The 25,636-nt window shown below is 38.9% G+C and carries 27 protein-coding genes and 1 riboswitch; of the genes, 9 read left to right on the top strand and 18 right to left on the bottom strand.

Annotated elements, in window-relative coordinates; all coding sequences use genetic code 11:
* Positions 1–5 precede the first annotated feature (5 nt).
* The 5 genes from efeO to NV349_RS08765 form a co-directional block, all read right to left on the bottom strand.
* Positions 6–875 carry an iron uptake system protein EfeO gene (gene efeO / locus NV349_RS08785; protein ID WP_036117171.1) on the bottom strand — a complete coding sequence of 290 codons (870 nt, stop codon included), beginning with the start codon at positions 873–875 and terminating at the stop codon, positions 6–8.
* A gap of 163 nt (positions 876–1,038) precedes the next feature.
* Complete coding sequence (locus NV349_RS08780; protein ID WP_271913012.1) at positions 1,039–2,238, bottom strand: MFS transporter; 1,200 nt, start codon at positions 2,236–2,238, stop codon at positions 1,039–1,041.
* A 14-nt stretch (positions 2,239–2,252) separates the two neighbouring features.
* On the bottom strand, positions 2,253–2,669 hold the full coding sequence (locus NV349_RS08775; RefSeq protein WP_036117167.1) for a MarR family winged helix-turn-helix transcriptional regulator: 417 nt from the start codon (positions 2,667–2,669) through the stop codon (positions 2,253–2,255).
* Positions 2,670–3,362: 693 nt separating this feature from the next.
* Positions 3,363–4,304, bottom strand: coding sequence for an NERD domain-containing protein (locus tag NV349_RS08770; protein ID WP_089932453.1), 942 nt, complete (start codon positions 4,302–4,304; stop codon positions 3,363–3,365).
* A 157-nt stretch (positions 4,305–4,461) separates the two neighbouring features.
* Positions 4,462–4,599, bottom strand: coding sequence for a hypothetical protein (locus NV349_RS08765; protein ID WP_157492985.1), 138 nt, complete (start codon positions 4,597–4,599; stop codon positions 4,462–4,464).
* A gap of 145 nt (positions 4,600–4,744) precedes the next feature.
* On the opposite strand from NV349_RS08765, the gene NV349_RS08760 reads away from it, so the two are divergent.
* Positions 4,745–5,794 carry an NAD(P)/FAD-dependent oxidoreductase gene (locus tag NV349_RS08760; protein ID WP_036117163.1) on the top strand — a complete coding sequence of 350 codons (1,050 nt, stop codon included), beginning with the start codon at positions 4,745–4,747 and terminating at the stop codon, positions 5,792–5,794.
* Positions 5,795–5,843: 49 nt separating this feature from the next.
* On the opposite strand, the gene NV349_RS08755 is transcribed toward NV349_RS08760, so the two are convergent.
* A complete protein-coding gene (locus tag NV349_RS08755) occupies positions 5,844–6,086 on the bottom strand; it encodes a hypothetical protein (RefSeq protein WP_036117161.1) in 243 nt (80 codons plus the stop codon).
* Positions 6,087–6,243: 157 nt separating this feature from the next.
* On the opposite strand from NV349_RS08755, the gene NV349_RS08750 reads away from it, so the two are divergent.
* From NV349_RS08750 to NV349_RS08735, 4 genes are all read left to right on the top strand, one after another.
* Positions 6,244–6,951: a class I SAM-dependent methyltransferase gene (locus NV349_RS08750; protein WP_080717014.1), complete on the top strand. Its 708-nt coding sequence runs from the start codon at positions 6,244–6,246 to the stop codon at positions 6,949–6,951.
* 153 nt (positions 6,952–7,104) lie between these two features.
* The gene (locus NV349_RS08745; RefSeq protein WP_271913008.1) at positions 7,105–8,274 is read left to right on the top strand and encodes a DUF418 domain-containing protein; all 1,170 of its coding nucleotides are present in this window, start codon (positions 7,105–7,107) and stop codon (positions 8,272–8,274) included.
* Positions 8,275–8,365: 91 nt separating this feature from the next.
* Positions 8,366–9,358, top strand: coding sequence for a sensor histidine kinase (locus NV349_RS08740; RefSeq protein ID WP_271913006.1), 993 nt, complete (start codon positions 8,366–8,368; stop codon positions 9,356–9,358).
* A complete protein-coding gene (locus NV349_RS08735; RefSeq protein ID WP_058845269.1) occupies positions 9,355–9,960 on the top strand; it encodes a response regulator transcription factor in 606 nt (201 codons plus the stop codon). Before NV349_RS08740 ends, NV349_RS08735 begins: the two co-directional genes overlap by 4 nt.
* 162 nt (positions 9,961–10,122) lie before the next feature.
* Here the strand turns inward: NV349_RS08735 and NV349_RS08730 are convergent, their stop codons facing one another.
* From NV349_RS08730 to NV349_RS08690, 9 genes are all read right to left on the bottom strand, one after another.
* Complete coding sequence (locus tag NV349_RS08730; RefSeq protein ID WP_271913001.1) at positions 10,123–10,587, bottom strand: hypothetical protein; 465 nt, start codon at positions 10,585–10,587, stop codon at positions 10,123–10,125.
* A 181-nt stretch (positions 10,588–10,768) separates the two neighbouring features.
* The gene (locus NV349_RS08725; RefSeq protein WP_082673785.1) at positions 10,769–11,479 is read right to left on the bottom strand and encodes an ankyrin repeat domain-containing protein; all 711 of its coding nucleotides are present in this window, start codon (positions 11,477–11,479) and stop codon (positions 10,769–10,771) included.
* Positions 11,480–11,623: 144 nt separating this feature from the next.
* The gene (locus NV349_RS08720) at positions 11,624–12,310 is read right to left on the bottom strand and encodes a response regulator transcription factor (protein ID WP_036117802.1); all 687 of its coding nucleotides are present in this window, start codon (positions 12,308–12,310) and stop codon (positions 11,624–11,626) included.
* On the bottom strand, positions 12,288–13,766 hold the full coding sequence (locus NV349_RS08715; protein ID WP_036117805.1) for a sensor histidine kinase: 1,479 nt from the start codon (positions 13,764–13,766) through the stop codon (positions 12,288–12,290). Before NV349_RS08715 ends, NV349_RS08720 begins: the two co-directional genes overlap by 23 nt.
* Positions 13,767–13,944: 178 nt before the next feature.
* The gene (locus NV349_RS08710) at positions 13,945–15,306 is read right to left on the bottom strand and encodes a PepSY-associated TM helix domain-containing protein (RefSeq protein ID WP_058845271.1); all 1,362 of its coding nucleotides are present in this window, start codon (positions 15,304–15,306) and stop codon (positions 13,945–13,947) included.
* Positions 15,307–15,496: 190 nt separating this feature from the next.
* Positions 15,497–16,516, bottom strand: a complete 1,020-nt coding sequence (locus NV349_RS08705) for a 2,3-butanediol dehydrogenase (RefSeq protein WP_058845272.1) — start codon at positions 16,514–16,516, stop codon at positions 15,497–15,499.
* A gap of 16 nt (positions 16,517–16,532) precedes the next feature.
* Positions 16,533–17,177 (bottom strand): TetR/AcrR family transcriptional regulator, encoded by a 645-nt coding sequence (locus tag NV349_RS08700; RefSeq protein ID WP_231745154.1) that lies wholly within the window; start codon positions 17,175–17,177, stop codon positions 16,533–16,535.
* Positions 17,178–17,264: 87 nt separating this feature from the next.
* Entirely contained in the window at positions 17,265–17,441 is a 177-nt protein-coding gene (locus tag NV349_RS08695; protein WP_170829809.1) for a hypothetical protein, read from the bottom strand.
* Between the two features lie 63 nt (positions 17,442–17,504).
* Complete coding sequence (locus NV349_RS08690; RefSeq protein ID WP_255358843.1) at positions 17,505–17,627, bottom strand: hypothetical protein; 123 nt, start codon at positions 17,625–17,627, stop codon at positions 17,505–17,507.
* 30 nt (positions 17,628–17,657) lie between these two features.
* Positions 17,658–17,849, bottom strand: a riboswitch (cobalamin riboswitch).
* Positions 17,850–18,011: 162 nt separating this feature from the next.
* Here NV349_RS08690 and NV349_RS08685 point away from each other — a divergent pair.
* Positions 18,012–18,557, top strand: coding sequence for a hypothetical protein (locus tag NV349_RS08685; RefSeq protein ID WP_036117815.1), 546 nt, complete (start codon positions 18,012–18,014; stop codon positions 18,555–18,557).
* Between the two features lie 27 nt (positions 18,558–18,584).
* Here the strand turns inward: NV349_RS08685 and NV349_RS08680 are convergent, their stop codons facing one another.
* Positions 18,585–18,782, bottom strand: a complete 198-nt coding sequence (locus tag NV349_RS08680; RefSeq protein ID WP_271912997.1) for a hypothetical protein — start codon at positions 18,780–18,782, stop codon at positions 18,585–18,587.
* A gap of 551 nt (positions 18,783–19,333) precedes the next feature.
* Here NV349_RS08680 and NV349_RS08675 point away from each other — a divergent pair.
* Both NV349_RS08675 and NV349_RS08670 read left to right on the top strand, forming a co-directional pair.
* Positions 19,334–19,699: a VOC family protein gene (locus NV349_RS08675; protein WP_271912996.1), complete on the top strand. Its 366-nt coding sequence runs from the start codon at positions 19,334–19,336 to the stop codon at positions 19,697–19,699.
* Positions 19,700–19,941: 242 nt separating this feature from the next.
* Entirely contained in the window at positions 19,942–21,297 is a 1,356-nt protein-coding gene (locus NV349_RS08670) for a C40 family peptidase (protein WP_058844939.1), read from the top strand.
* 42 nt (positions 21,298–21,339) lie between these two features.
* On the opposite strand, the gene NV349_RS08665 is transcribed toward NV349_RS08670, so the two are convergent.
* A complete protein-coding gene (locus NV349_RS08665; protein WP_271912994.1) occupies positions 21,340–22,728 on the bottom strand; it encodes a Mur ligase family protein in 1,389 nt (462 codons plus the stop codon).
* Between the two features lie 146 nt (positions 22,729–22,874).
* On the bottom strand, positions 22,875–24,269 hold the full coding sequence (locus NV349_RS08660; RefSeq protein ID WP_036116883.1) for a Mur ligase family protein: 1,395 nt from the start codon (positions 24,267–24,269) through the stop codon (positions 22,875–22,877).
* 140 nt (positions 24,270–24,409) lie between these two features.
* Here NV349_RS08660 and NV349_RS08655 point away from each other — a divergent pair, with 140 nt between their 5' ends.
* Positions 24,410–25,621 carry an ATP-grasp domain-containing protein gene (locus tag NV349_RS08655; protein WP_036116881.1) on the top strand — a complete coding sequence of 404 codons (1,212 nt, stop codon included), beginning with the start codon at positions 24,410–24,412 and terminating at the stop codon, positions 25,619–25,621.
* Positions 25,622–25,636 lie beyond the last annotated feature (15 nt).

Genomic DNA, 25,636 nt, shown 5'->3' with positions numbered 1-25,636 from the left:
TTTTTTCACTCCAAAATGATCCCCATTTGACTTAATGGTTCACCAAGCTGATTCACCGCTGCCGCAAGTGCTTTCGTATTGTCTTCCGTTAATTCCTCATAGGATACATAACCACCATCAGCCGTTGCATGCTGCGCTAATAAATCGTCCACCGCTTTAAATTTTTCATCAAGTGTTGACACTAGTGTTGAATCTTTCGCTTCTAATTTTGAACGTAAAATTTCAAAGATTTTTTCTGCGCCTTCAATATTCGCTTTAAAATCATACAGGTCTGTATGTGAGTAAATTTCTTCCTCACCAGTAATTTTAGATGTTGAAACTTCATTTAATAAATCTACCGCACCAGTAATCATTAAATCAGGTGTCACTTCCACCGTTTGCACTAGTGCATGTAATTCCTTCGCATCCGCAAGCAGTTGATCTGCTACAGCCTCATAACCTTTAGTTGTATTTTCTTCCCATAGTGCATACTCAAGCTTATGATAGCCTGACCATTCTTCCTCGCCTTTTCCTTCTTCTTGAATATCCGCTAAACGTCCATCGATGCGAGGGTCAAGATCACCAAAGCTTTCTGCGATTGGCTCTGAGCGCTCAAAATACATACGTGCTGGCGCATACGCTGCTTTAGCGCCTTCAATATCGCCCGCCTTGAATAAATTTACGAATTTTTCTGTGTCCAGTAAAAATTGATCCATTTGCTCTAAAGCAAATTGCTGATAGGCTGATAGTTCAGCAGATAAATCCACCTCTTGTGTCGCTTGCTCTGCCTGTTCTGTTGCCGGCTTGTCCTCTTTTTTAGCTTCTTCTGTATTGCCACAGCCAGCCATTAAAATGCCCCCTGCTACTAATACCGACAAAAATGATCTGTTTTTCATACTTAGTACCTACTTCCGAATTAGTTTTATATTTGTGATGATAATGATTATCATCATCTATTGCAACAACTATTTTTTGAAATAGAAAAAAACGTCATTTTTCAGTTGATCTGTATACACAACTAGAAAAATAACGTTTTTTCTACAATATAATGATTCTAATCTACAAGATTTTTGCTTGTTTCAAATTTTCATGTTTTCCATGTAAGAAATAATAAAGCACAATCGATACAAAAATGACAAAGACCATAGCAAAGAAGATCGCACTGTAGCCCATAGAAGGAACAAATAGCCCTAAGAAATAAGGCCCAATACCTAAACCTAAATCATAAAATATAAAATACGTGGATGTCGCAAGTCCTAAACGCTCATTCGGTGTCACTTTAATAGCAATCGCCTGCGCAACGGAGTTGAAGTTTCCATAGCCAACCCCGATACAGGCAGCAGCGATTAAAAAGGCGATCGTTGTTGTCGCTGAACTAAAGGCATACATGCCAATTGCAAAAAGCACTAAGCAAGGATAGATAATAATATTAGCCCCTCGCGTATCTAATAATTTCCCTGTAAATGGGCGGGTAGCCAAAATGACAATGGCATAAATAATAAAGAAATAGCTTCCTGCTGATACTAAATGTAGCTCTTTTGCATAAAACGTCATAAAGGACATGACACCTGAGTAGGCAAAGCCAATAACAAGTGCCACAAAGGCAATCGGCACCGCACGCATTTCAATAAAGTTTGTCACCTTAAAGCCTGCCTTCACAGCTGTATCCGTCGCTTTTTTCGGTGCATCTGGTACGGTCACTATGAAGTACATAAAAAAGCAAATAATAGCTAAAACCGAATCGACTGCAAAGATCATGCGATAATCCTCAAATAATTGTGTTAATAAAATGCCAATGAATGGACCAATAGCTGTCGCTAAAATCGCACTTAAGCTATAATAACCAATCCCTTCGCCACGTCGTTCCGGCGGTAGAATTTGTGCAATAATGGTTCCCGTTGCTGTACTAGCTATCCCAAGAGCAATCCCTTGTATTAAACGATTAACCATAAGCAGCGGTAAATTGCCTGCTACAAAATAAGACATCGTGGATAACATAAATAACAGCAAGCCACAAAACAATGTTTTTTTGCTACCCCAATCACCAATAATACGCCCTGTACCAAGCCGCCCTAACAATGTTCCAATAATAAAAATACTCGATACCAGCCCCGCTGTACTTGTAGAAGCATTAAAATGCTCCACAGCATAAGCCGCGATGGTCACCATTAATAAATAAAAGATTAACGTAATGGTAAAATTAATAAGTGAGACAATTAAAAAATCCTTTGTCCATAGTTTCTTTCTAGTTGCTTCCACGTTACTCTCTCCTACTAATTGATATTCATACAAATTCTTGCTAAAACCTGTGTCGCAATGTCAATATCTTGCTTCGGCACACCTGCCAATGCCTGCACAAAAAACGGATTTAGATGCGACTTTATTTCCAGCACAAGCTCTTCCCCATGCTTTGATAGATGTACCAGTTTTTCACGCTTATCCTTGCCCGTCATCGTTTCCACATAGCCTAGCTCCACCAATTTATGTACAAGCTTCGTGACACTTGGCTTCTCTATAGACATGAAGTTAGCGATATCTACAAAAGAATGTGGACCCTTATCCTTCAAGAAACGAAGCACTGCCCACTGCGAGCTATATAACTGATAAGGTTCAAGCTGCACATTCAGCTGATTAATAAATGGCCTATACATTAAGCGGTACTGATTAAAAAATTCCTGTTCAATTGTCACACTATCACTTCCTTTTAAATTAGTTAGCCTAGCTAACTATATACTTAAAAAATCCATTTGTCTAGTAGGAAATAAGCGAACCCTTGCTCAGCAAGACAGGTTATAGCGCTCTTTTTGTGAGTTCTATCCTGTCCAATTGAAGCAAGCGTATACGCTTCTTTGTTCTATGCAAAAACTTCACGCATATCCTCCTCTTTCTCCACTCTATCCATCACTTCGTGCGTTCTATCCGCTACTTTCTCTAATTTATCCAACACTTTTCTTTTCCTATCCACCATCCTCATGCGTATCCTCTACTTTCTCCGCTCTATCCATCACTCTGCGCGTTCTATCCGCTACTTTCTCTGTTCTATCCAACACTTTTCTTTTCCTATCCACCATCCTCATACGTATCCTCCTCTTTCTCCACTCTATCCACCACTCTGCGCGTTCTATCCGTTACTTTCTCTAATTTATCCAACACTTTTCTTTTCCTATCCACCAATTTCACGCGTATCCTCTACTTTCTCCACTCTATCCATCACTCTGCGCGTTCTATCCGCTACTTTCTCTGTTCTATCCAACACTTTTCTTTTCCTATCCACCAACCTCATGCGTATCCTCTACTTTCTCCGCTCTATCCATCACTTCGCGCGTTCTATCCACCAAGCAACACATTCAGACCGCTTGAATGGTTGCTGGGCTTTTAAATCCTTAATCTATAATCCAGTACTTCCTATGCTTTTTTTCACCCTCTGCTTTCAAAGGTAGTTGCTGCAACAATTTGTACGCTAGGTTTGGGGATTCAATGGCGAAGAATTCACGAAAGCTTCGATTGGTCAGCTGTGGTCCGACTAGTAATCGGTAGTCCTCCAATGTTCGATTTAATGCATTGTGATCCACCAATCCACAGCGAGGGCAAGTCCATTTTCTATAGTGATACTGTAATCGCTGTCCATTCCCACAATGAGGACATACTACGCCTTTCATCATTTCCTTAAAAGGCACAGTCATCTCTTTTTTTAACCTTGTGTGCATCGACAATAAACGTGTCGCAAAGGGTAAGAGGGTTTCTGCCTTTACGGGTTGATACATCTCTGTCCATCTTTGGATACAAGAACGCAGCCCCGTCACATGAAATATAGGCTGCCCCTCAAACCCCTTTGTTAAAATTCCATTTCTCGTTGCCAGTACAACTGCATGCACAATTGGTAAATGAAAACGTTCACGCTGTAATAATTTTTTCATCCAGGCCACATGCCGCTCCAGTTGAAGAAATGGATCAACCATCCCTTCGACCGTACCCTCTATGGTCGTGCGTGTTAGTTGAGCGTATGAAGCATCATATGAGAGAATGCCTGTTATATTTTTGATTTCTAGGATCAGTAAAAAATGGGGACAGAGAAAGATGGTGTCCATTTGATGTGTTGAACCGAAGTCATTCATTGTTTGAAAATCATGGAGAAAATAATGGGGGGTTGGTAAGTCCAGCTCAAGCCATTCTGCATCGACACGCTGTTCACCAGCGAGCCCTGCTTTGACACGTCCTAAACGCTCTCGTACATACGCGTATTCCTTGTGTGTCTGAGGCAATCTTTGTAGCATCGCCTCCAGTATTTTCTGCGAATCTGATGGTTGCCGTGCTAATAGAATCATGTATTCACCTCCTGCCCTGATTATATAAAAAAAGAACCACAACAAATGAGGTTCTCAAAAACTTGAAAGGTCGATGTTGTAAAATTAATTTTTCACAGTTTTTATTAGATCAAAAGTCTGTTCTTTCGAGCAGCAACTAACATTTGCTAATACTTTTCTAGTCATTCAATAAATACAAGAAGTGTGCCGACATAACCATTTCAGCAAGCTCGCTCCACTGAAAAGTGGCAATATGAACCAACAAGGCTACACCATCTGTTATAGAGACAGCAGCAGTCACTAGCGCATCCTGCAAATCGGAGCCTCTCTTTCTTTTTACATCTTTCCATGCTATGCTATTCACAGCTTAAAATGATAATCATTATCACTAGATTCAGTCTAGTTTCTGATAAGAATTTGTCAATTACTTTTTACTATTTTTTAAGGATGTGGCAATAAAAATGCAACATGTATATGATGTGACAATTATTGGTGGCGGCCCTGCTGGCTTATATAGTGCCTTCTACAGCGGTCTGCGTGGATTAAAAACAAAATTGATTGAGAGTCAATCACAGCTTGGCGGAAAAGTATTACTTTATCCTGAAAAGCTGATTTGGGATATTGGCGGACATCCTCCTGTTTTAGGCGAGCAATTTGTCAAACAATTAATCGAGCAAGCCAAAACATTCGATCCTACCATTTTGACAGATACAAAAGTAGATTTGATTGAACGCCAGAATGATGTTTTTATTATCCATACAGCAGCTGGTGAAAAGCATTATTCTAAAACGGTGCTGCTAGCTGTAGGTGGTGGTATTATTAACCCTCAAAAACTGACGCTTGAGGGCGCTGAAAAATATGAAATGTCAAATTTACATTATACCGTTCAATCCTATAAACGTTTTGTCGACAAAGATATTATGATTTCTGGTGGTGGTAATGCAGCCATCGATTGGGCTGTTGAGTTAAGCCCAATTGCTAAAAGCGTGACCCTAGTTTACCGTAAAGAGCATTTATCAGCGCATGAAGCAACGGTACAGGAAGCACTTGATGCGGGAGTAAATATAGAGTGCAATACGACGATTACAAAGCTGTCAGCGAATGCTGATAAAACGGCTATTCAATTAGTAACATGTGAAAATACGAAAACGCAGCAAAGTTATACCCGTCAAATCGATGAGGTGATCGTTAGTCATGGCTATAACCGTGAGGCATCTCTCGCATTTGATGAAGCCATTGCTATTCCCAAAAAGGATGATTATTATTTTGAAGGGAAAGCAACAGGTGAAACGGCACAGCCAGGTATTTTTGCGGCTGGTGATATTTTATCATTTGAAGGAAAAATCCACTTGCTACTAGGAACATTCCAAGATGCAGCCAATGCGGTCAACTCCATTAAAACGTATTTGGAGCCAACAGCCTATCGTCATGGCATGGTATCGTCTCATAATGAGCTATTTAAAGAAAAGAATCGCTCGATTATTGAAAAACAACTTGTCCAAGCCGATTAAGCACGAACATGAACCCTCTTAAGATATTTTCTTAAGAGGGTTTCTAGCTTTATCTAAATAAACTTAGTAACGATCCCATCTGCCTCAACATATTGACTCCATTTGTAATCGTCCCAGCATGCCCCATAATCGTATTTAAATGATCTGGCAAACTGCCTAATCTGGATCCTTGTTGTTGTTGATAGGGAGAATAGTAAGGTTGCACCATTCTACCTCGAAAAGGTGGGCCAAAATATTGTCTATTGCTTGGCGGATAGGGACCTCTTCTAGCATTCGGCTGAAAATATGGCATTTATACACCTCCTGTCTGAAAGCTTCTAACTAGTATATGTGGGAATTTTAGTAGTGAAATAGACTTTTGAAGAAGGCTGTAAAAATATTCTCTTGCCCACTCAAGATGTTTGAGGGAACAAGACTAGTTTCCCTGTCATACTATAAGAAAAAAGAAGGTGATACGCATTCAAGGCTCACATTATCTTACCTTTTTAGCTCAATTCGGCATTGGAGGAGCGCATCCAGGAGGAATTAATCTATCAAAGGCTCTCTTTTCAACAGAGAATATTACGCCAGGCGCCGATATTTTAGATGTAGGATGTGGTACAGGACAAACGGCTGCTTATTTGGCGACTGCCTATCAAGCTAGTGTCACAGGCATCGATATTCACCCCGTCATGATCAAAAAGGCGCAGAAACGAATGCAAAAAGCGCGTTTACCCGTCCGTCTATTGCAAGGCTCAATTGAAAAAACTTCGTTACCAAATGAATCATTTGACTTGATTCTAGCTGAATCAGTACTAGCCTTTGTAAATCAGCAACAGGCTTTGCAAGAAATTTATCGTTTATTAAAGAAAAGTGGACGCTTCATTGCTATTGAATTCACCAAACCTATAACTCTTCCCCCTGACCTAGCAGACGACATCCAACAATTTTACGGATTCAAGTCCCTCCTGATGAAAAAGGATTGGGTAAAGCTACTGCAACAGGCTGGTTTTCACGATATTCGCATACAAAAAAATCAATCCATCTCCTCCAAGCCTGAATTTGATGTTTCCGCAGCGATTGAATCCGAGTTTTATGAGGTCATGGATCAGCATCTTGCCATGAACGAAAAATATCAGCCATTTTTAGACTATCGCATCTATACTTGTACGAAATAAACGAACCAGCACCCAAAGCGTTGCTGGTTTTTTATGTGGTCCCAATCACTTTATGACACCTGTCATAAAATTCCTTTGACTGGTGTGAATAGGTTTTTTCTTCGTATTTTCTTATCCTGAAGGTAAGAAAATACAGAAAGAGTGATTGAACATATGCAAATGCAACAAAGACTTCCCTTTATCGATATGTTAAGAGGCTTCGCCGTTTTAGGAACGCTTGGCACCAATATTTGGATTTTTGCTTATTTAGGTGATTTATCGTATATCACAACAAGCAACTACTCTGGTTGGTGGTCCTTCCAGGATTTTTTACGAATGGTAGTCTTATTTTTCGTCAACGGTAAGCTACTAGGCTTGTTAACGATTATGTTTGGGGTAGGTTTACAATTAAAATATCAGCAAGCCTTACGCAGAGGCAATGCTTGGCCTGGGGTCTATCTTTGGACAATCGTCTTTTTAGGGCTAGAGGGACTGCTTCATTATACCCTTGTCATGGAATATGATATTTTAATGAGCTATGCTGCTACAGCCTTCATCGTTGCCTTTCTCATCCGATTAGGTAACAAAGCCATGACATGGGCTTTCTATCTTTTTGGCAGCTTTCATGTCCTACTGATCCTCCTTATTTTTATCAGTACATTACAAGGTGTTGGTGTTTCCTTCAATGGGATGGAGAGCGTTGCCACATTGTATGAAAACGGCTCATGGCTAGCACAAGTACAGCATCGTCTGACAAATTTTTTATTCTATCGATCAGAGGCTATTTTCATTATCCCTATGAATATCTTTTTATTTTTACTTGGTGTGAAGCTTATGCGCAACGATGTATTTTCACAAACAGACAGAGGACGGCAAATACGCCAAAAGCTGTTTACGATTGGTATATACATTGGCATTCCCCTCAATTTACTTATCTTTATACCAGGAGGGCTTTTTGATTTTCCTGTTCGCTATTTATGTGCCCCTATTCTTTCGATTGGCTATATTGGAATTTTAGGGAAACTGGTAGAATATAAGAGGTTCAATTGGCTTTGGCAACGTTTTGCACAAGTCGGTAAAATGTCTTTAAGCTGTTATGTCCTTCAAAACATACTTGCATCATTTATTTTTTATGGTTGGGGCCTTGGCTTAGGAGGGCATGTCAATAGCGTGATCGCCATTTGCATTTGGCTAACTTTGTCATTCCTACAACTGGTCATGGCGTCTATTTGGTTACAGCATTTTCAATTGGGTCCGATGGAATGGATTCGTCAAAAATCCATTCGAGCAATGACGCAACAATTTGCAACAAAGGAAGGTGTAGGCAATAAAAATATATCCTAGAGAACAAATAAAGCATTATTTAATCATCGATGTAGCTTCTGTGATTTTTCTCATCGCAATAGTACTATGGTCTGGATCACTTCCTTTAGCTATGAAAATAACATTGCTCCTTTTATACTTAGGAGCTTTCTATAATGCTTTATGGCATAAAAATGGGAGACTCCTTGTCGCATCATTAGTAGGCTTCATCGTTATCACTATACTAAGTATTTATATAGAGCCCTTTATGCTTATTTTTGGCTTTACCTTTGCCGATTTACTTGGACGGGCGAAATCAAAATGGCATATCGGCTGTGGAATATTAGCCATCGCGATCATGTTTTTGACGGTCATGTATCTGGCGACAGACTCCTTTTTACAGAAGGAATCACAGGTGTTAGTACCTATCATGATGTTTCAGCTAGTATTGCCAATTCTTATTTACTTTGTGGAAAAGTCGAAAAATCTGCAAGCTGAATTGGCAGACGTCAATATGCAGCTTGTTCAGCAGGAGGAGCGACAGCGTATTGCAAGAGACCTTCACGATACAATTGGTCATACACTCACAATGATTAAAATTAGAACGGAACTAACGACAAAACTAATTGACCGAGATCCTTCAAAGGTGAAGCAAGAATTGGATGATATATTAGCCACTACACGTACAGCCTTAAAACAAGTGCGTGAGCTAGTATCTGATATGAATTTCATTTCGTTACAGACGGAGCTAGTGCATTGCAAACAGCTTTTACAAAGTGCAAATATCACAACAAGCCTTCACAATCAATGCCCTCAAATTGTTCTTTCTAGTGTGGAGGAAACGATGCTCGCATTATGTGTAAGAGAGGCTACGACCAATATACTCAAGCACAGTCAGGCAAAAAAATGCCACATCATCATTCAATATCACACGGGACAATACACGCTAATCATGAAAGATGATGGCATAGGCTTACAGCAAAAAGGATTTGGCAATGGCATCCACTCGATGAAGGAAAGAATGCATATCCTGCAAGGTTATGCCACGATTAACAGCCATACACCTACAGGCACGAGCGTAACTCTTACGCTACCAATTCAAGACGGAAAGGAGCCCACATCATGATACGTGTATTACTAGCGGAGGACCAACAAATGCTACGCGGTGCCTTAACATCGCTCTTATCGTTTGAACCAGATATTGAAGTCATAGCCGAGGTGGCAGATGGGCTAAAAGCATGGGACTACATCCAACAGGAGCTACCAGATGTTTGCCTCGTAGATATTGAAATGCCCCATCTGTCTGGGCTAGAGCTAGCTGAAAAAATTAAACAGGCTAACCTACCGTGTAAAGTGATGATTGTCACAACTTTTGCTCGGCCTGGCTATTTACAAAAGGCTATGGATTGCGAGGTACACGGCTATCTATTGAAAGATGAACCGATCGATTATTTAATCGCTACCATTCGAAAAATCATGCAGGGAGAAAAGGTGGTTAGTAAGGATCTAGCCGCTACCTTGTTTATGAAGGAGCAAAACCCTTTAAACGAACGAGAAATTGCAGTACTACAGCTTGTCAAAGAGGGTTTGACCACAAATGAAATCAGCAAGCAATTGTTTTTAACAAAGGGTACCATTCGCAATTATTTATCTACCTCTATTCAAAAGCTGCAAGTGGAATCAAGACAGCAGGCTGCTCAGATAGCAAGTGACAAAGGCTGGCTATAACAAAAAATCTCGCCACAGCCGTGACGAGATTTTCACCATTTTAAAATAAGATACTTCGCTTGATTATTAATAGTTTACCCACTTCACGCAATTGTTGGTTTGAAGTGGGGCTATTTTTAGCCACACAATCAATGGATAATTATAAATGATGTCAGACCTTCTTTAATTAGTATACACTCCTAAAAAACCATCATCATTTCCGTTGTTAATCAATTTTATTTCCTCAAGTGGATGCTTGTTTTTACTTTCTATAAGGAATAGCGTTTTTTTATTTGTAACACTTCCTTCTGTAGTTGTATAGAAAAGTGTTAGAATTTTATTTTCCTTATCTAATTTAAACGAATAATCAGCATAATTCCTAGTATTGGTATTTATCAAGATATAGGTTTTATGCTTATTCTCGTCATAAGCATAAACGCCATCTTTTAAGTCTCCTCTAAATACGTTAAGTACCTTTTGATTATCTTCGTCATTAGTGTCCAGTTCTAGTACTCTTACATTTTCTAATTGCGCGGTTTCCGAAATTACAAATTCCTCTTCATAATCAACTCTTACACCGTTGCTACAAGCCGTTTGCGTAAACAATAGTCCAAGTAAAGCACAAAAAATCCGCCTGTTATTCGCCACTCTTATGCCACCTTTTTTAAAATCATCGTTATCGCTGTATCCTAATAAATATAGCCGTGTTGGTGTAAAAAAAGACGTACTGAAACTGCAACTCCAATTGGTAATACGTATACTGAATTAATGTTTCCAAGCCCACTACAAAATTTGTAATGGGCTTTCATAAAAATCCCTACAGTTTGCATTACTTCGCTCCCGCTGCAATCAGGATTTGTTCAATCTCGTTAAATCCTCGCTGTCTCGCATGTTGTAATGGTGTCACATTATTTTGATCCGGAATATTCACATCAGCACCATGCTCAATCAATAACTGAATTACCGTTTGCTGTGTTGGATTGCCGTTATTTAACACAATCGCCTCCATCAGCGCTGTCCATCCTAAATGATTCACATGATTGACGTCGATGTCGCTGTTACGCAACAACTCCTCGATGACCTCCACATAACCATGCTCTGCTGCTGGGATTAATGCGGTTCCTCCATATCGGTTCAAAATAGTAGGATCAGCACCAGCTTGAATCGTCATCTTTAATATATCCAGATAGCCTTCTGCTCCAGCATAAAGAAAGGGCGTATTTTGCCTATTGTCCTGTATATTGACATCGGCCCCAGCATTTATTAATAATTGTGCTGCCTCGACATTCTGATTATAGGTTGCAATCATCAAAGCTGTTCTGCTATTTGAATCTTGGACATTGATATCAACTTTTTGATCCAAAGCACGTTGTAACGCTTCCATATCTCCCATTTCGGCTGCTTTAAACAGTTCACTCTTCCAATTTGATTTCACCACTTCACTCTCCCCTTTATCAAGCTGTATTGCCTCTGATTCGTTGGAGGCACATCCTTGAAGCAAAAATGATAATGCGATCATAACCGTTTGTATTTTTTTCACCCCTTGCACCACACTCTCTTATTTATTGCTGTCTTCCTTATTTTAGTGTAAGTGGTAATGCTAAATATTCCATTAACCATTTCTTAAAAAAGTCTAAAAATTGGCCAAAAAAATACCTCGCCACATGGACGAGATATTTTGCTCTTAAACATTGAAACGATAGCCTGCTCCCCATACCGTTTCCAAAAACTTTGGCTGTGCGGGATCACGTTCAATTTTTTCACGTAGCTTGCGAATATGAACGGTAACGGTCGAAACATCTGCAGCTGATTCATAGCCCCAGTTTCGCTCATATAACTGCTCTTTACTTAATACTTGATTTGGGTGTTTAACAAAAAAAACGAGTAAATCAAATTCCTTTGTTGTAAAGGCAATTTCATCTCCATTGACAAAAACCTTTCTAGCAGATGTATCGATCGTAATGCCATGAATGGACATCGTATGGTTTGCTTGCTGATTCGTAGCGAGGCGCTCATACCTGGCTAAATGTGCCTTGACTCTTGCTACTAGCTCACTTGGACTAAAGGGCTTCGTAATATAATCATCTGCCCCTAGACCAAGGCCACGAATTTTATCAATATCCTCTTTTTTGGCTGAAACAAATAAAATGGGCATATTGTGCACTGCTCGAACTTGTTTACAAATATCAAAGCCATTCATCCCAGGCAGCATAATATCCAAAATGATTAAAGCATAATCACCTTTTAGTGCCTGCTTCAGGCCATCGTCTCCGTTATGCTGGATATCTACTGAAAAATCATTAATCTCTAAATAATCTCGTTGGAGCTCTGCTATGCTCACTTCATCTTCAATTAACAGAATTTTTTTCATGATGACTCCCCTTCTCCTCAGCCTTTTTCAATGAAATGAATATGCTCGTTCCCTTCGTTAATTCACTCTTCGCCCAAATGTCGCCGCCCATTTCAAGGACGATTTGTTTCGCAATCGCTAACCCTAAGCCACTACCTCCTGTTTGCGAATTACGGGAAGGCTCTGCACGGTAAAAACGATCAAAAATATGAGGTAACGCAGCAGGATCAATGCCCGTACCATTATCTGTTACCTGAATAATCGCATCCTCAGTTCGCTCGTGCAACGAAATAATAATTTGCTTATAGGATTTATCCATATATTTCTCACTATTGCTTAGTAAATTTGACAGGACACGTCTTAATTTATCACGATCAGCCATGGCCAAAAGAGGAGAACCTGCTGATATATATTGTAAATGAATGTCTCGTGCAATAAAATCAAAGCTCGCATCCTCTACATAATCATGCATATATTGCTGGAGATTGACGCTTTCCATTTGGAATGGAACCTTTTTTAAATCCAATTTAGAAAATAAGAACAGCTCATCAATTAATACATCCATATCCTTTGCTTTTGTATAGATGGTTGTTAAATATTTATCCATCTTCTCCTCTGTATTCGCCACGCCATCTTTAATGCCCTCTACATAGCCGATAATGGAAGTCATAGGCGTTTTTAAATCATGGGAAATATTCGATAATAGCTCTTTCCGATTTTCCTCATATTGAAGCTGAAGCTGGATTGATTCTTTTAGCTTAACTCTCATTTCCTCAAACGATCGATTCAACTGACCAATTTCATCATTGGAATGAGACGTAATTTCAAAATCTAAGTCGCCCGATTTAATGCGTTCAGCCCCATCCTTTAAAGCTGAGATTGGATTAATAATACTTCTTGAAACTAAATAATTTAATAAGCCAATAATCATCATAAATAGTACAAATAAGATTCCTAAAAGAATGGGCAACAGTTCACGCGTTACTTCCGCATGAGAACTAACCTCTCTTAAAACGAAAATACTTCCCTCGGTTTTATCTGGAAAATAAAAATCAAATTTTACATACGTATAAAAGGCTTGATTAATCATGATGGTATCACGTGAATTAATATTGGTCGCTTCAAAGCCAGGTAAGCTTTGAAGTAATAATTGTTCATGCTCTTTCTGCGTTGAATAAACAATTTGATGATCTTTTCGTACCACAATCTCAATCGAAGGTGCATTGATTTTTTCTAGCTGTTCGAGATCTAAAAGCTGCTGGGGATTATTTTTAGCTAGTAATTTTAAATCTAGAAAAGCGTTTTCTTCTACCGTCGTCAAAGGCTTTTGTACATAGGATTTTTTATAAAAATGCTCTATTGCTTTGATATCACCCGTAATCGCAAAGGAAAAAAGAAAAACGGCTGCAAGTAAAAGCGTGATAGCAATGATAATAACACCCACATAAGATAGCAAAAACCTCGTTTTAATTGACATCTACACTCCCCCAATAAGCTGAAACTACTAGCAATGTACCATACAAATCTTAAAACTTTATAAAATTGGGCTGAAAAATCTATAAACATTTTTGCAGCTTCAGTATAGTATTGCGTTCATATAAACGAAATAAACAAAAAAGATACGGCACAATCCTGTTGTACCGTATCCATTCGCATTATTTAGTTTCTTCTGCTCTTAACTTCTTCTTTGTTTGCCAGCCTATAATGATGAGCTCCATCAATACGACAGCGATCAAGGAGGCGCCAAATAACGGCATTATAATGCCTAAAATAACAAGGAAAATGATAAACGGCATGGACATTTTATGAGAAATTTGCGGTGGTGCAGAAAGCTCCCCTTTTTTTCTACGTAAAATCCATGTGCGAATGCCCCACATAATGACGGCTAAAAAGGCTAGACAAACCACTAAGTTTAGAATCTTATTAGGCCAGCCAAATAAGTGACCTTCATGTAAAGGAATGCCCCATGTAAAGAATTTAGCCAACATGCCATAATCAGCATAATTTACTTGATCGATAAACTTCCCACTATATTGATCGAAATACATCGTTGCTTCTGCTGAAGGCTTCACATCCAGACCTGTTACACCTGAATTACTCGCCTTCGCCACTGTATATACGCCCTCCTCATTTGACGGGTAAATAATCGAATAAGGTTTTGTGATATTCATGACATTGATTTCTTTTTCAAGATCAGCAATCGAAATTTGGCTGTCATTTGTATAACGGACAGCTCCGCCTCCATGATGCTGCGCATGTTCACCTTCTGATATAGGCGCCTCTAATTGTCGAGTGGCCCAAGGAATTTCAGAGACATCCGATGTTGGTGGCTTTTGCTGTAATAATGGGTAACCAAAAGTTGGACTTTCTGAAGCTATATTCACAAGAATCGACCCTTGAAAAGCAGACCATAATAGCCCTGTAGAAATAAACAGCACCATTGGAATTGTAATGATTGTCCCAACGAGTGCATGCAATCTCTTACTTTTTTGTCGTTTATTCTCTGCCTTTGGCTTCTTCAAAAGATTTCCTTTAAATGTCATATAAAGTCCTGACAATAATAAAAAGATTGTCCAGCATGCCGCTAGTTCCACTAAATAATTGACAAAAGTACCGCCAATAAATAGGGAGCTGTGTGTATTTCTCATAATATTAGAAAATGTATAATTCGCATCCTGACTACCAACCATTTGATTGTGATCATCTAAAAATACGTACTTCTGTTCTTTGCCATTTGATAAAGTTAAACGCGTATTATAAGGCTCTTCCAGCATAATAACTTTCGTAGTGGAGTAGCCTGCAAATGCCGCTTCCGCTTTTTCCACGGCTTCATCAATCGTTAAAACCTCTTCTTTATGGCTTTCGCCAAAGAAGTAATCATCATATAATCGATTTTCTACATCTGTGAAAAATAAATAGCCAATCCCGCTTAATGTGAGAGATAGCAGTAATGGTGTAATAAAAAGTGCTGCGAAAAAATGCAATCGCCAAAACCTTGAATAAAGCAGATTTTTCATATTTGATCTCCATTCTATTTATAAATAGCAAATTTATTATATAAAGTAAAAGTGAAATATGAATGAAGTCCTAAAGACAGTTTTATGACAAATAAATGTAATCCAATTGGTATTATGCTATTTAATAGACCAAAAATAATGGTAGCCAAACCTGTTTTAACGCAAGTTTGGCTACGATTTTCAGTAAGATTTATAGATTCATATTGACAAGAATTTTACATTGACTACGGTCTTTCGTTAATGCTTCAAAACCTTTTTCCACAATATCCTCTAAAGCGATTTGGCTTGTAATAACAGCTTGACCATCAATGACCCCACGAGCGAGTAGACGAATTACTTCGGGGAAAATATTAACATAAGCAAATGAGCCACTAATTTTCACTTCTGGAGAAACGACCGCATTTGGATTAAATTCTACTGGTCTTTCCCAGACGCTAACGATTTTAAATTCGCCGCCTGGATGTACCGCACTGACACCACTTGTAAACGTTGCCTGCACACCTGCTGCATCATACGCAACATCCACCCCACCATTTGTTTTTTCACGAATAAACGCGACAGCATCTGTGTCAATTGGATTGATGACATAGGTTGCGCCTAATTCAAGTGCTTTTTGGCGTCGTTCATCAGAAACCTCCACGACAAAAATTTCACTTGCCCCCGCTGCCTTCACAGCCTGTAAGACTAATAAACCAATAGGACCTGCGCCAAAAATAGCTGCTGTATCGCCCAGCTTTAATTGACTTTGACGCACTGCATGAACGGCTACTGCTGTAGGTTCAACAAGTGCGCCTAGCTCTAGGCTCATGTCATCCGGAAGGTGGTGAATATTTTCTTCCTGCACAATAGCATATTCAGCAAATCCACCTGAAATCGTATAACCGTAGGATTGTCCACGTTTACATAAGTTAGTATACCCACGTCGACAATTATTACATTTTCCACAAGGAATCGGTGGCTCCACTGCTACACGATCCCCTATTTTTATTTGAGTAACACCTGCTGCGACCTCTACAACAACACCTGCAAATTCATGACCTAATACAGGTTGTGTACGAAATGCATAGGCACCCCCTACATATTCATGTAAATCACTACCACAAATTCCTGCAAATGCGACTTTTACTTTTACCATGCCTGGTTCTAGTGCTGGCAATTGTGCTTCCTCTACTCGAATATCTTGAATACCGTAAAATTTTGCTGCTTTCATTAGAATTACCTTCTTTTTATGATTTAGTTTGAAGACCGTATAACACAAAGTTGACTGCATGTTCTGCAATTTGTTCAGGTGTTGATTGTAAGGAAGAACGATTTAAAAATGGATTGTTCAAGGAGTACATTAACGTCCCCATAATAAAGTTCAGCGCAACATCAAGCGACTCAAAGCGAATGGTCTGCTGCTCCTGACAAGCTAATAAAATCGTCCGAAGTTGCTCCCAGGAAGGTAAAAAAACATCTTTAAGCATCTCTAACCTAGGACTATTCATAACAATCTCTTGCTGTAAAATATCAATTAATTCATGCTCATGAATGCGATAAAGCACAAAGTTTCGGCAAAAGCTACGAAGTGCACCAAGTGAATCATGGATATCATAATGGGCATTCATAAAGGTGTGGCGTAGCGGTTCAAACAATGCATTAAATACATTTTCTTTGCCACCAAAATGATAGGAAACAAGCGCAAGTGACACATTTGCCTCATCACAAATTTGTCTCACCGTCGTCCCATCATAGCCTCTGGACGAAAACAACGACTTCGCGGCCTGTAAAATTTGATCCTTTACCTCTTTATTTTTTTCTTTTGATACGTTCTCTTTCTGATCGACTGTACTCACCTCTTTTTTGAACAAACGTTCAAAACAATTGTTCAACGAAATTTTACGCCTCCTCGTACTAATTGTCAAAGCATGCGCTTATTAAAAATGGCTACTTCGAAAAACGAAGTAGCCAAAACCATTCTATCCAAGTAATTCTTTTAAAACATTGGTATACGCTGCTAAAATGGATTGCTCATGTGCAGCATCATGCCCAACATATTGTTCAACAAGCTCCTTTAGAGGCTTTGCAGCATAAGGCTCTTGCATAATTTCAATTTTTAATAGGCTCTCATAATACTCAACAACTTGTGGATTCATGTGGACCGCTCCTTTAATGTTTTACATAAAAAAGACATCTTTCTCTTATTAGAAAGATGTCTACTATGACAAATACATGACATAATACGGTGATTGCCAGCTGGAAATAAGCTTTCTATTCAACATAGAAGCTACCTTTTTAGCAGTCATCGTACTATGAGCATGCAGGAGAATTTCTCTAGTCACACTCAACACCCCCTATCCGCGTAGGTTTTTTGGCTGTACTAGATAAAGGCAGGTCTCCTGGCTTATGTTCATCACACCTTTCACCTTCCCATTACGACACGTAACAGTGGCCTTTTGAAAAGTGCTCCCATTTACAGTTGCGGGACAGCGTCGGAATTACACCGATCTTCCCTTTTAAACAAATCCTAAAATCTGATTTGTACCTCTATCCTATTATTCCGTTTTTATTATTATACCATAAAGATTTGTGTGCACAGACCCGATCTTCATAAAATACTGTGATAGATGTAATGACTTGATCGGCACTTCCATTTACACTTAACTTTCTTCTATTTTATTACTATGTTACCATATAAAGAAACATAGATTTCAGGAGGAATACATATGAAACGCAATAAAACCGCAATACTACTATTGAAAAGTTTACTCTTTATCTTACTTTTATCTGGCTGTAGTAAAGAAAATGAGACAGGCTTCGATGATCAATTTATCGCTGATTTAAAAGACTATATTCAAGTAGAAGCGAAATATAAAAACATAGAAGAAAATAATATAAATAACTTGAATAATTTATATGAATCACAAACATATTCAATGGCCCATTCCAGCGATGGAATAAAAAAAGCACTCTCACAACAGCAAGCATATTATGAAGATGCAATAGACTATTCACATAATAAAATAGATTTCAAACCTAAAACAAGCTCCCCAGAAGAAAAAGAACTCTATAATGCGATAATTGATTTTAAAGAAAAAAAAAGCTCTCATGATTTTCCAACTATTAGATTAGTCGATGCAACATACCAAATTGATAGAGTAAATGCTAAAGAAGAGTATGAGCAATCTTTACAGGAACTAAATAAATCATGGAATACTATCATATCCCTTTCAGAAAAGTATAATTTGAATCTTTTTGGAGCTGAAGAATAAGCGAATATGTAGGTGTTGTATGAGTGACTATCCTTTGCTTTTTGGGGGCTCTATCCCCCTTTTTTGAGTTCTATCCATACTTTGAGGGTTATCCTTCTCTTCAGGGGTTCTATCCTCCTCTTTTGATGGGTTATCCCTCTCTTTGCAGGTTTTATCCACTTCTTTTGATAGGTTATCCTTCTCTTCGAAGGTGCTATCCACCTCTTTTGAGATTTTATCCTTCACTTAGAAGGTGCTATCCTCCTGTTTGAGGGTTATCCCTCTCTTTCCAGGTTTTATCTACTACTTTTGATAGGTTATCCTGCACTTAGAAGATTCTATCCACCAGTTTGAAGGTTATCCTTCTCTTTGCAGGTTTTATCCACCTCTTTTGATAGGTTATCCTGCACTTAGAAGATTCTATCCTCCTGTTTGAAGGTTATCCTTCTCTTTGCAGGTTTTATCCACTTCTTTTGATGGATTATCCTGCACTTAGAAGGTTCTATCCTCCTCTTTTGATGGGCTATCCTCCTCTTTTGATGGGCTATCCCTCTCTTTGCAGGTTTTATCCACCTCTTTTGATGGGTTATCCTGCACTTAGAAGGTTCTATCCACCTCTTTTGAGATTTTATCCATCACTTTTAATGGGCTTTCCTTCTGTTTGAAGGTTATCCTTCTCTTCGAAGATTCTATCCTCCTCTTTTGAAAAGCTATCCATCACTTTCCCATTGCTATCCGCTAACATTTTAAATATTCAAAAATTAAACTATACTTAAAGAAAAAGGGGGCATTATGAGATGATTATCGGTTTACATCATGTGCAAATTACCATTCCACAAGGATTAGAGGAGCAGGGGAAAGCTTTTTATTGTCAGGTTTTAGGTTTGCAGGAATTGGAGAAGCCTGGGTCGCTGAAGGGACGAGGCGGATTCTGGTTACAGCTTGGTCAGCAGGAGGTTCATGTGGGCACGGAAGATGGCTTTGATCGCTTGACAACAAAGGCGCATATTGCGTATCAAGTAGAAGATATTGAGTACTGGAAGAGGAAACTAGCAGAACATCAAATAGACATACTGGATTCTGTGCCAATCCCTCATTATGAGCGATTTGAATTTCGAGATCCGTTTGGTAATCGCGTCGAAATGATTCAAAAATTAAGATAAACTGCCCTGCTATTAGGGCAGTTTTTTCATGGAACTGTTCCATATTACATCTTGCTGAAACATTTGTAATAAAACTGTAAATTCCCTTGATAAAGCCTTTTATAGCAAGTGTTGAAGCCCTCCCTCTAGTTACCCTGGTAACATTTACCTCCCGGAAGCCCTCTATTTTCATGCTACGATTATTTCCATGGCAAAGCTATACAGGAGAAATTCTACTAGATGCTTCAGGAGGTTATAACAACATGAATAAACGATTTTTATCTACAACACTTGCCTTAACAATTGGCTTCAGTTCATTCGGAATGGTGCACACAGCCATCCAGCCGATACAGGTCGAGGCTGCTACAACAAATGCTCAAAACAACGCACAGGCTGTTGCAGCGAAAGCAGATCAACTCATTCAGACAGGGAAAAGCTTGATGGGTCAAGCGACATATAGCAATTCGGTTTACAAGTCTACATATCCATATAAATTTTCTTGTGCTTCATTTTTAATGTACATCTTTGAGAAAAATGGTGTAGACCTTGGGACATATAATGAAAATTATATGATTCAGCAAGGGACATATGTAGCAAGGAACCAATTACAAAAAGGCGATTTAGTGTTCTTTAAAAGTAAAAAAACAGGGACTGACCCCGATCATGTCGGCATGTATATCGGTGACAATAAAATCATCCACATGGCTGATTCCAAACAAAATATTGTCATTTCTGATTTAAACAGTAAGCCGTATTATACAGAAAACTATGTATCTGCACGTAGAGTATTGCCTACCCTACTATCAGCCAATCCTGCAACAAAAGGCGATAAAATTGTAGAGAATGCCCTGACGTATAAAAACAAAGTAACGATTGGCACTTCAACAAGCGAGTCAAGCCTACGCTTCACAGCTCCAGCATTTGTTGATTTCATCTATCGTAAAAGTGGCGTGACACTCGGCGCTACTACGTTAAGCAATTTAATGAACCAAGGATCAACAGTGGCTCGTGCTAATTTGAGAAAGGGCGATTTAGTCTTCTTTAATAGTGTTAAAGGCTCTAAGACACCTTCGCTTGTAGGGATTTATGCGGGCGATCATCGAATCATCATTCCTAATTCAGACGGTGTGATGACAAGAGTGTTATTTGTAGATTATTATACTGAACATTATATTACAGCGAAGCGCGTTTTCTCTGATTCCAACTCATCTCCCAGTGTAAGTGCACCTTCAGCTAGTACTTCAGCCAATCAAATTATTGCAACAGCTACCGGGTTAACAAGCAAAGCAAAATTCGGCTATACGTACAACGAAAGTGCACTGACTTTTACAAGTGCTGGTTTTACGTACTATGTCTTTAAAAAGCATGGTATTGATTTAAAGGATAAGCTAGCAAGTAAGCAAGCTCTAGTAGGGACACGTATCCAAAAATCACAGCTTCAAAAAGGTGATTTACTGTTCTTCTCAACGAATAATGGTGGACAAGATATCACGCAAACTGGTATTTATTTAGGAAATAATCAATATATTAGTATGACTACTAATGGTATTGTGAAACAAAACATTTCTTCCACTTGGGCACAAAAGAATTTTGTAACAGCTCGACGTGTTTTAAAATAAGAATGGTTGGGTGTCTCAATGAGGTTGAGACACCCTTTTTTGCTAGGATGAGTTTTTAAGCGTATTGGCAAATTCAATCATTGATCTACTCGACATCGGTCCTTTTATTAGGACAATTGTGTCTGCATCGAGCTTTGGTTTCAATAATTCTAAAACGCCTGTTACCTCTTTAAACGTATGAACCTCTGCGCTGGTTCCATCTTTTTGAGCTTGATCGGCAATCTTTTCCGCCCTTTTGCCGATAGTAATTAATGTATCAATCTTTCTTTCTGCTACCATGGAGCCAATTTCGCGATGGTATTTTTCTTCAAAATTACCTAATCGTTTAATATCCCCTAGAACGAGAATGACTTTCTTCTCTTTTCCTACCGTATCTAGCACTTTTAGAGCTGCCTCTACAGATGTCGGGTTATTTGTCCACGTATCATCAATAATCGTACTGTCACCAAGCCCTGTCGTAAATTCTAAATGTCTTGCCATCTGTTTAAACGTTCGTAACCCAGCTATAGCCTGACGAATTGTCAGCCCCATTTCACGACAAGCTGCAATCGCGGCTAATGCATTATAGACTTGATGCTCTCCGTAGCCAGGGACAAATACATTGTACGTGATAGCATCTACTTCTAAAGTAAACTTCATGCCCGTATTGGCAAACTCTACATTCGTCGCTTTAAAGTCTGCCGTCTCATGTAAACCAAACTTAATAATTTTCCCCTTAAACTTTTTCAGCGAAATTTTTTTGATGTTGGTATCATCGGCATTAATAATTAACGTACCATCTTCCTTAATGCCTTCCACAATTTCTGCCTTGGCCTTTATATAGCCTTCTAGGTTGAGACAGCCATCTAAATGATGCACACCAATATTTGTAATAATACCAATAGTCGGTTGATAGATCATACACTGATGTTTAATATTCCCTGTGTTGCCTAAACCTAATTCAAAGATAGCGGCTTGTGTTTTTTCTTCAATACCCGTTAAATAAGGCAATGATTGCCTTGGCTCGTTTTTACTGCTAACGGATGCCTGCACTTGCCAATGCTTACTAGCGATATGTTTTAGCATCTCTTTTGTCGTTGTTTTACCACAAGTTCCTGTTAAAGCCACAACAGGAATTTGAAAAAGACCACGATAATACTCGATAAATGTCCAGTAGGCCTGTGCAACACTTTTCACTTGTAAAACGGTTGTATTAGCTAAAGCGCTTTTCAATTCTGTAGACGGTTTATCGGAGATGATTAAAGACGGTCCCTTCCGATCAACCTCTTGCCAGTTGATTTTATCGTTTCGACTAACAAACATGAGGGAATGACTTTTTGTTAGGTCATGCCGATTATAGTAAATGGCCTGCTGCACAGACCATTGTTCTGATCCATGAATGAGCTTTCCTTGTAGAACGGTTCTAAGTTTTTGCACACTAATGGGTTGCAAGTGTACTGCGCCTCCTCTCTTTATCAATCTTGTATATGACTTACTCCTTCTCTTGATTCAGCGTGTTATATTCTGATCAATTACTATACCTTATTAGAATGTTCTTCTATGTGGCACAGTCAATATCCTATATAGAAAGAAGCTGACTAATCAGCAGGTGGGGTAGGTTTCAGCTTTAGCTCCGCTGCTAGTTTAGAAATCTGTTTGCTATACATATCTCCCTTTATGAGCACAATCGTATTGTCATCGACAATCTTCTGCAATAACGGATAGACGAGTGTACTATTTTTAAATGTATAGACAGACTCGCTAAATCCTAACTTGACTGCATGATCAGCCATAATCCTTGCATGCTCCCCTATGGTAATCAAGACATCCACGCCAATGCGTTTTATTAATTCCCCCGCTTGCTCGTGAATAATATAACCCCATGAACCTAAGTCGGTAATCGTACCAATGACAGCAATCTTTTTCTTGCCATCTCCTAGCTCATTCAACACTTTTAAGGCTGCCTCCAAGGAAGTGGTTGTAATACTCCAGGTATCATCCAATAGCATGGAATGATTGATGCCCTCAAAAAGTTGTAATTGTTTTTTCAATTGACGGAATGATTGGAGTAGTTTGGCTGCGACTGGAATGGGCATTCCCATGTCATAGACGGCTGCGATGGCAGCAAGCGCATTATAGACCTGGTGTTCTCCAAATCCTGGCACAAGAATGTCATAGTTTTTTTTATTGTGCTGAAGAACGAATTTCATCCCTTTTTGATAGTAGTGGATATGACTTGCTCGAAAATCACAGGACTCATGCTTCCCTACTTTAAGCAAACGACCACGGAATCTAGAAATATCTAGCTTCTGCGTATTGCTATCTTCCGCATTAATAATTAATGTACCTTTGGGGTGAATGATATCTAGCATTTCTCCCTTTGCTTGTATATAGCCTTCTAATGTTTTGCAATAGTTTAAGTGGTGAGCTCCGATATTAGTAATAATCCCTATGGTCGGTTTAAAATATTTTCCCGCATTCGTGACATCTCCTGGCGAGCCAACTGCTGTTTCAAAGACGGCTGCCTCTGTTTCTTCCTCAATGCCCAATAAATATTGCAATGAAGCGGTTCTAGAATTACTGCTTAATGTCGTTGCTGTCACTTTCCGATCAGCAGAAAGAAGATGTTTAATCATCTCTTTTGTCGTTGTTTTACCTGAAGTACCTGTAATCGCTACAATCGGAATATGAAACTGATTGCGATAAAAATGAACAAATTTCCAATAGGCCTCTTCTGCATTCGCTACCTGTATCATAATGACTTGGTTTGGAATGTCATTTGGCCGATAAGCTCTATCGGTCACTAGCACTAGAGGAGAAAGCGGCTCAAGACTTTTCCAATTCACAATACGTTTACTTGTAAATAGTGCCGTATTGGACTTTTTCACTTGTTTTAATCGATAAGCCCCATGCTGAATCAGTACATCCTCTGACCCTTGCACTAGATAGCCTGCCGTAATCATTGCTAAATTTTTCACCGAAAGAGGCTTCATATCTTTTCTCCCTCCTTTCTTTTCTAGTATATGTAACCTCTTAAAAGTTGCTTGGATGTAGACAAGATACATAACTAGAAGAAAACTATTTCACTGCATATATATAAAGGTGATTAAGTATCTAAGTACCAATAGAAGGAGTGATATACCTGAAAGCCATTGTATTTATCGGTACAAACAAATCCGGGTCTAGTCGTGAAGCAACGAGAGCAGCAGAAAAACTAGGCTACTTCACAGTACTTTTCACAAATAATGAAAAACAACTTCAGCAGCGACGTGCCTACCCCGACATCCACAAAATGATACTCATTGATACTTTGAATATAGAGAGAATGAAAGAGGAAATTGATAAACTAGGGAAAACCGGATTAGAGATTAAAAGTATCGTTAGTTTTGTTGATCCATTTGTCCATGTTGCTTCTATGCTATGTGATGAATTTTGTCATAACTATGCATCCTCCACTGCTATTGAAATGATGGAGGATAAAGAGAAAACAAGAAATTTTTTAAAAGACCAACCATACTCACCAAAGTTTTCACTTCTGAAGCCCCAGGAACCTATTGCTAAAAATTTGACCTTCCCATTAATCGTAAAATCACCAAAATCAACAGGTTCAAAAGATGTATTATTAGCAACAGATGCAGAGCAACTTAATCATCACCTCAAAGCATTACGCAGTAAAAATCCCTACGAATCCATCATGATTGAAGAATATTTGGATGGTCCACAATATTTAGTAGAAGCGGTTGTGTACCAACAACAACCACATGTCATTGGCATTATTGAACAGGAAATTACGCAAGGAAAACGATTTATTATTACAGGCTACGGTGTTTTAGTTAAAGCTCCGCAAGACATCCAATCAGGAATCGAAGAGGTACTCCATTCCATTGTGAAGGCCTTTGATATCGAAAATGGAGCACTCCATTTAGAGCTTCGATTAACGCAAAATGGATGGAAGCTTATCGAAATCAATCCACGGATTTCTGGTGGTGCCATGAACAATATGCTACAGGCAGCACTAGGATTTAGTTTAGTGGAAGAAACATTGAAACTATTACTTGGTGAACAGCCTAATCTCGAGCCAAGACATAAAAAATTTGTTTATACAAAATATGTTATTGTGGAAAGTAAAGGCATTTTAGAGAAGGTGATTGGCAAGGCAAGAGCGACAAGATCAACAGGTGTCGTAGAAGTGTATGTCAAACCGAGAAAAGGGACACTGCTAATGCCACCTTTATCGATGGGACATCGTTATGCTTATGTAATTGCAGAAGGGTCAACATTGAGGGAAGCTAGAAATCATGCAACAAATGCAGCAAAAGAAATTAAATTTATTTTGAGAGTTTGAAAAAAATATCCCGAA

It is taken from the genome of Lysinibacillus sp. OF-1 (assembly GCF_028356935.1).
GTDB classification, from domain to species: domain Bacteria; phylum Bacillota; class Bacilli; order Bacillales_A; family Planococcaceae; genus Lysinibacillus; species Lysinibacillus fusiformis_D.
Note: the sequence above shows the minus strand (reverse complement) of the source record. Positions and strands in the feature narration are given on the sequence as shown.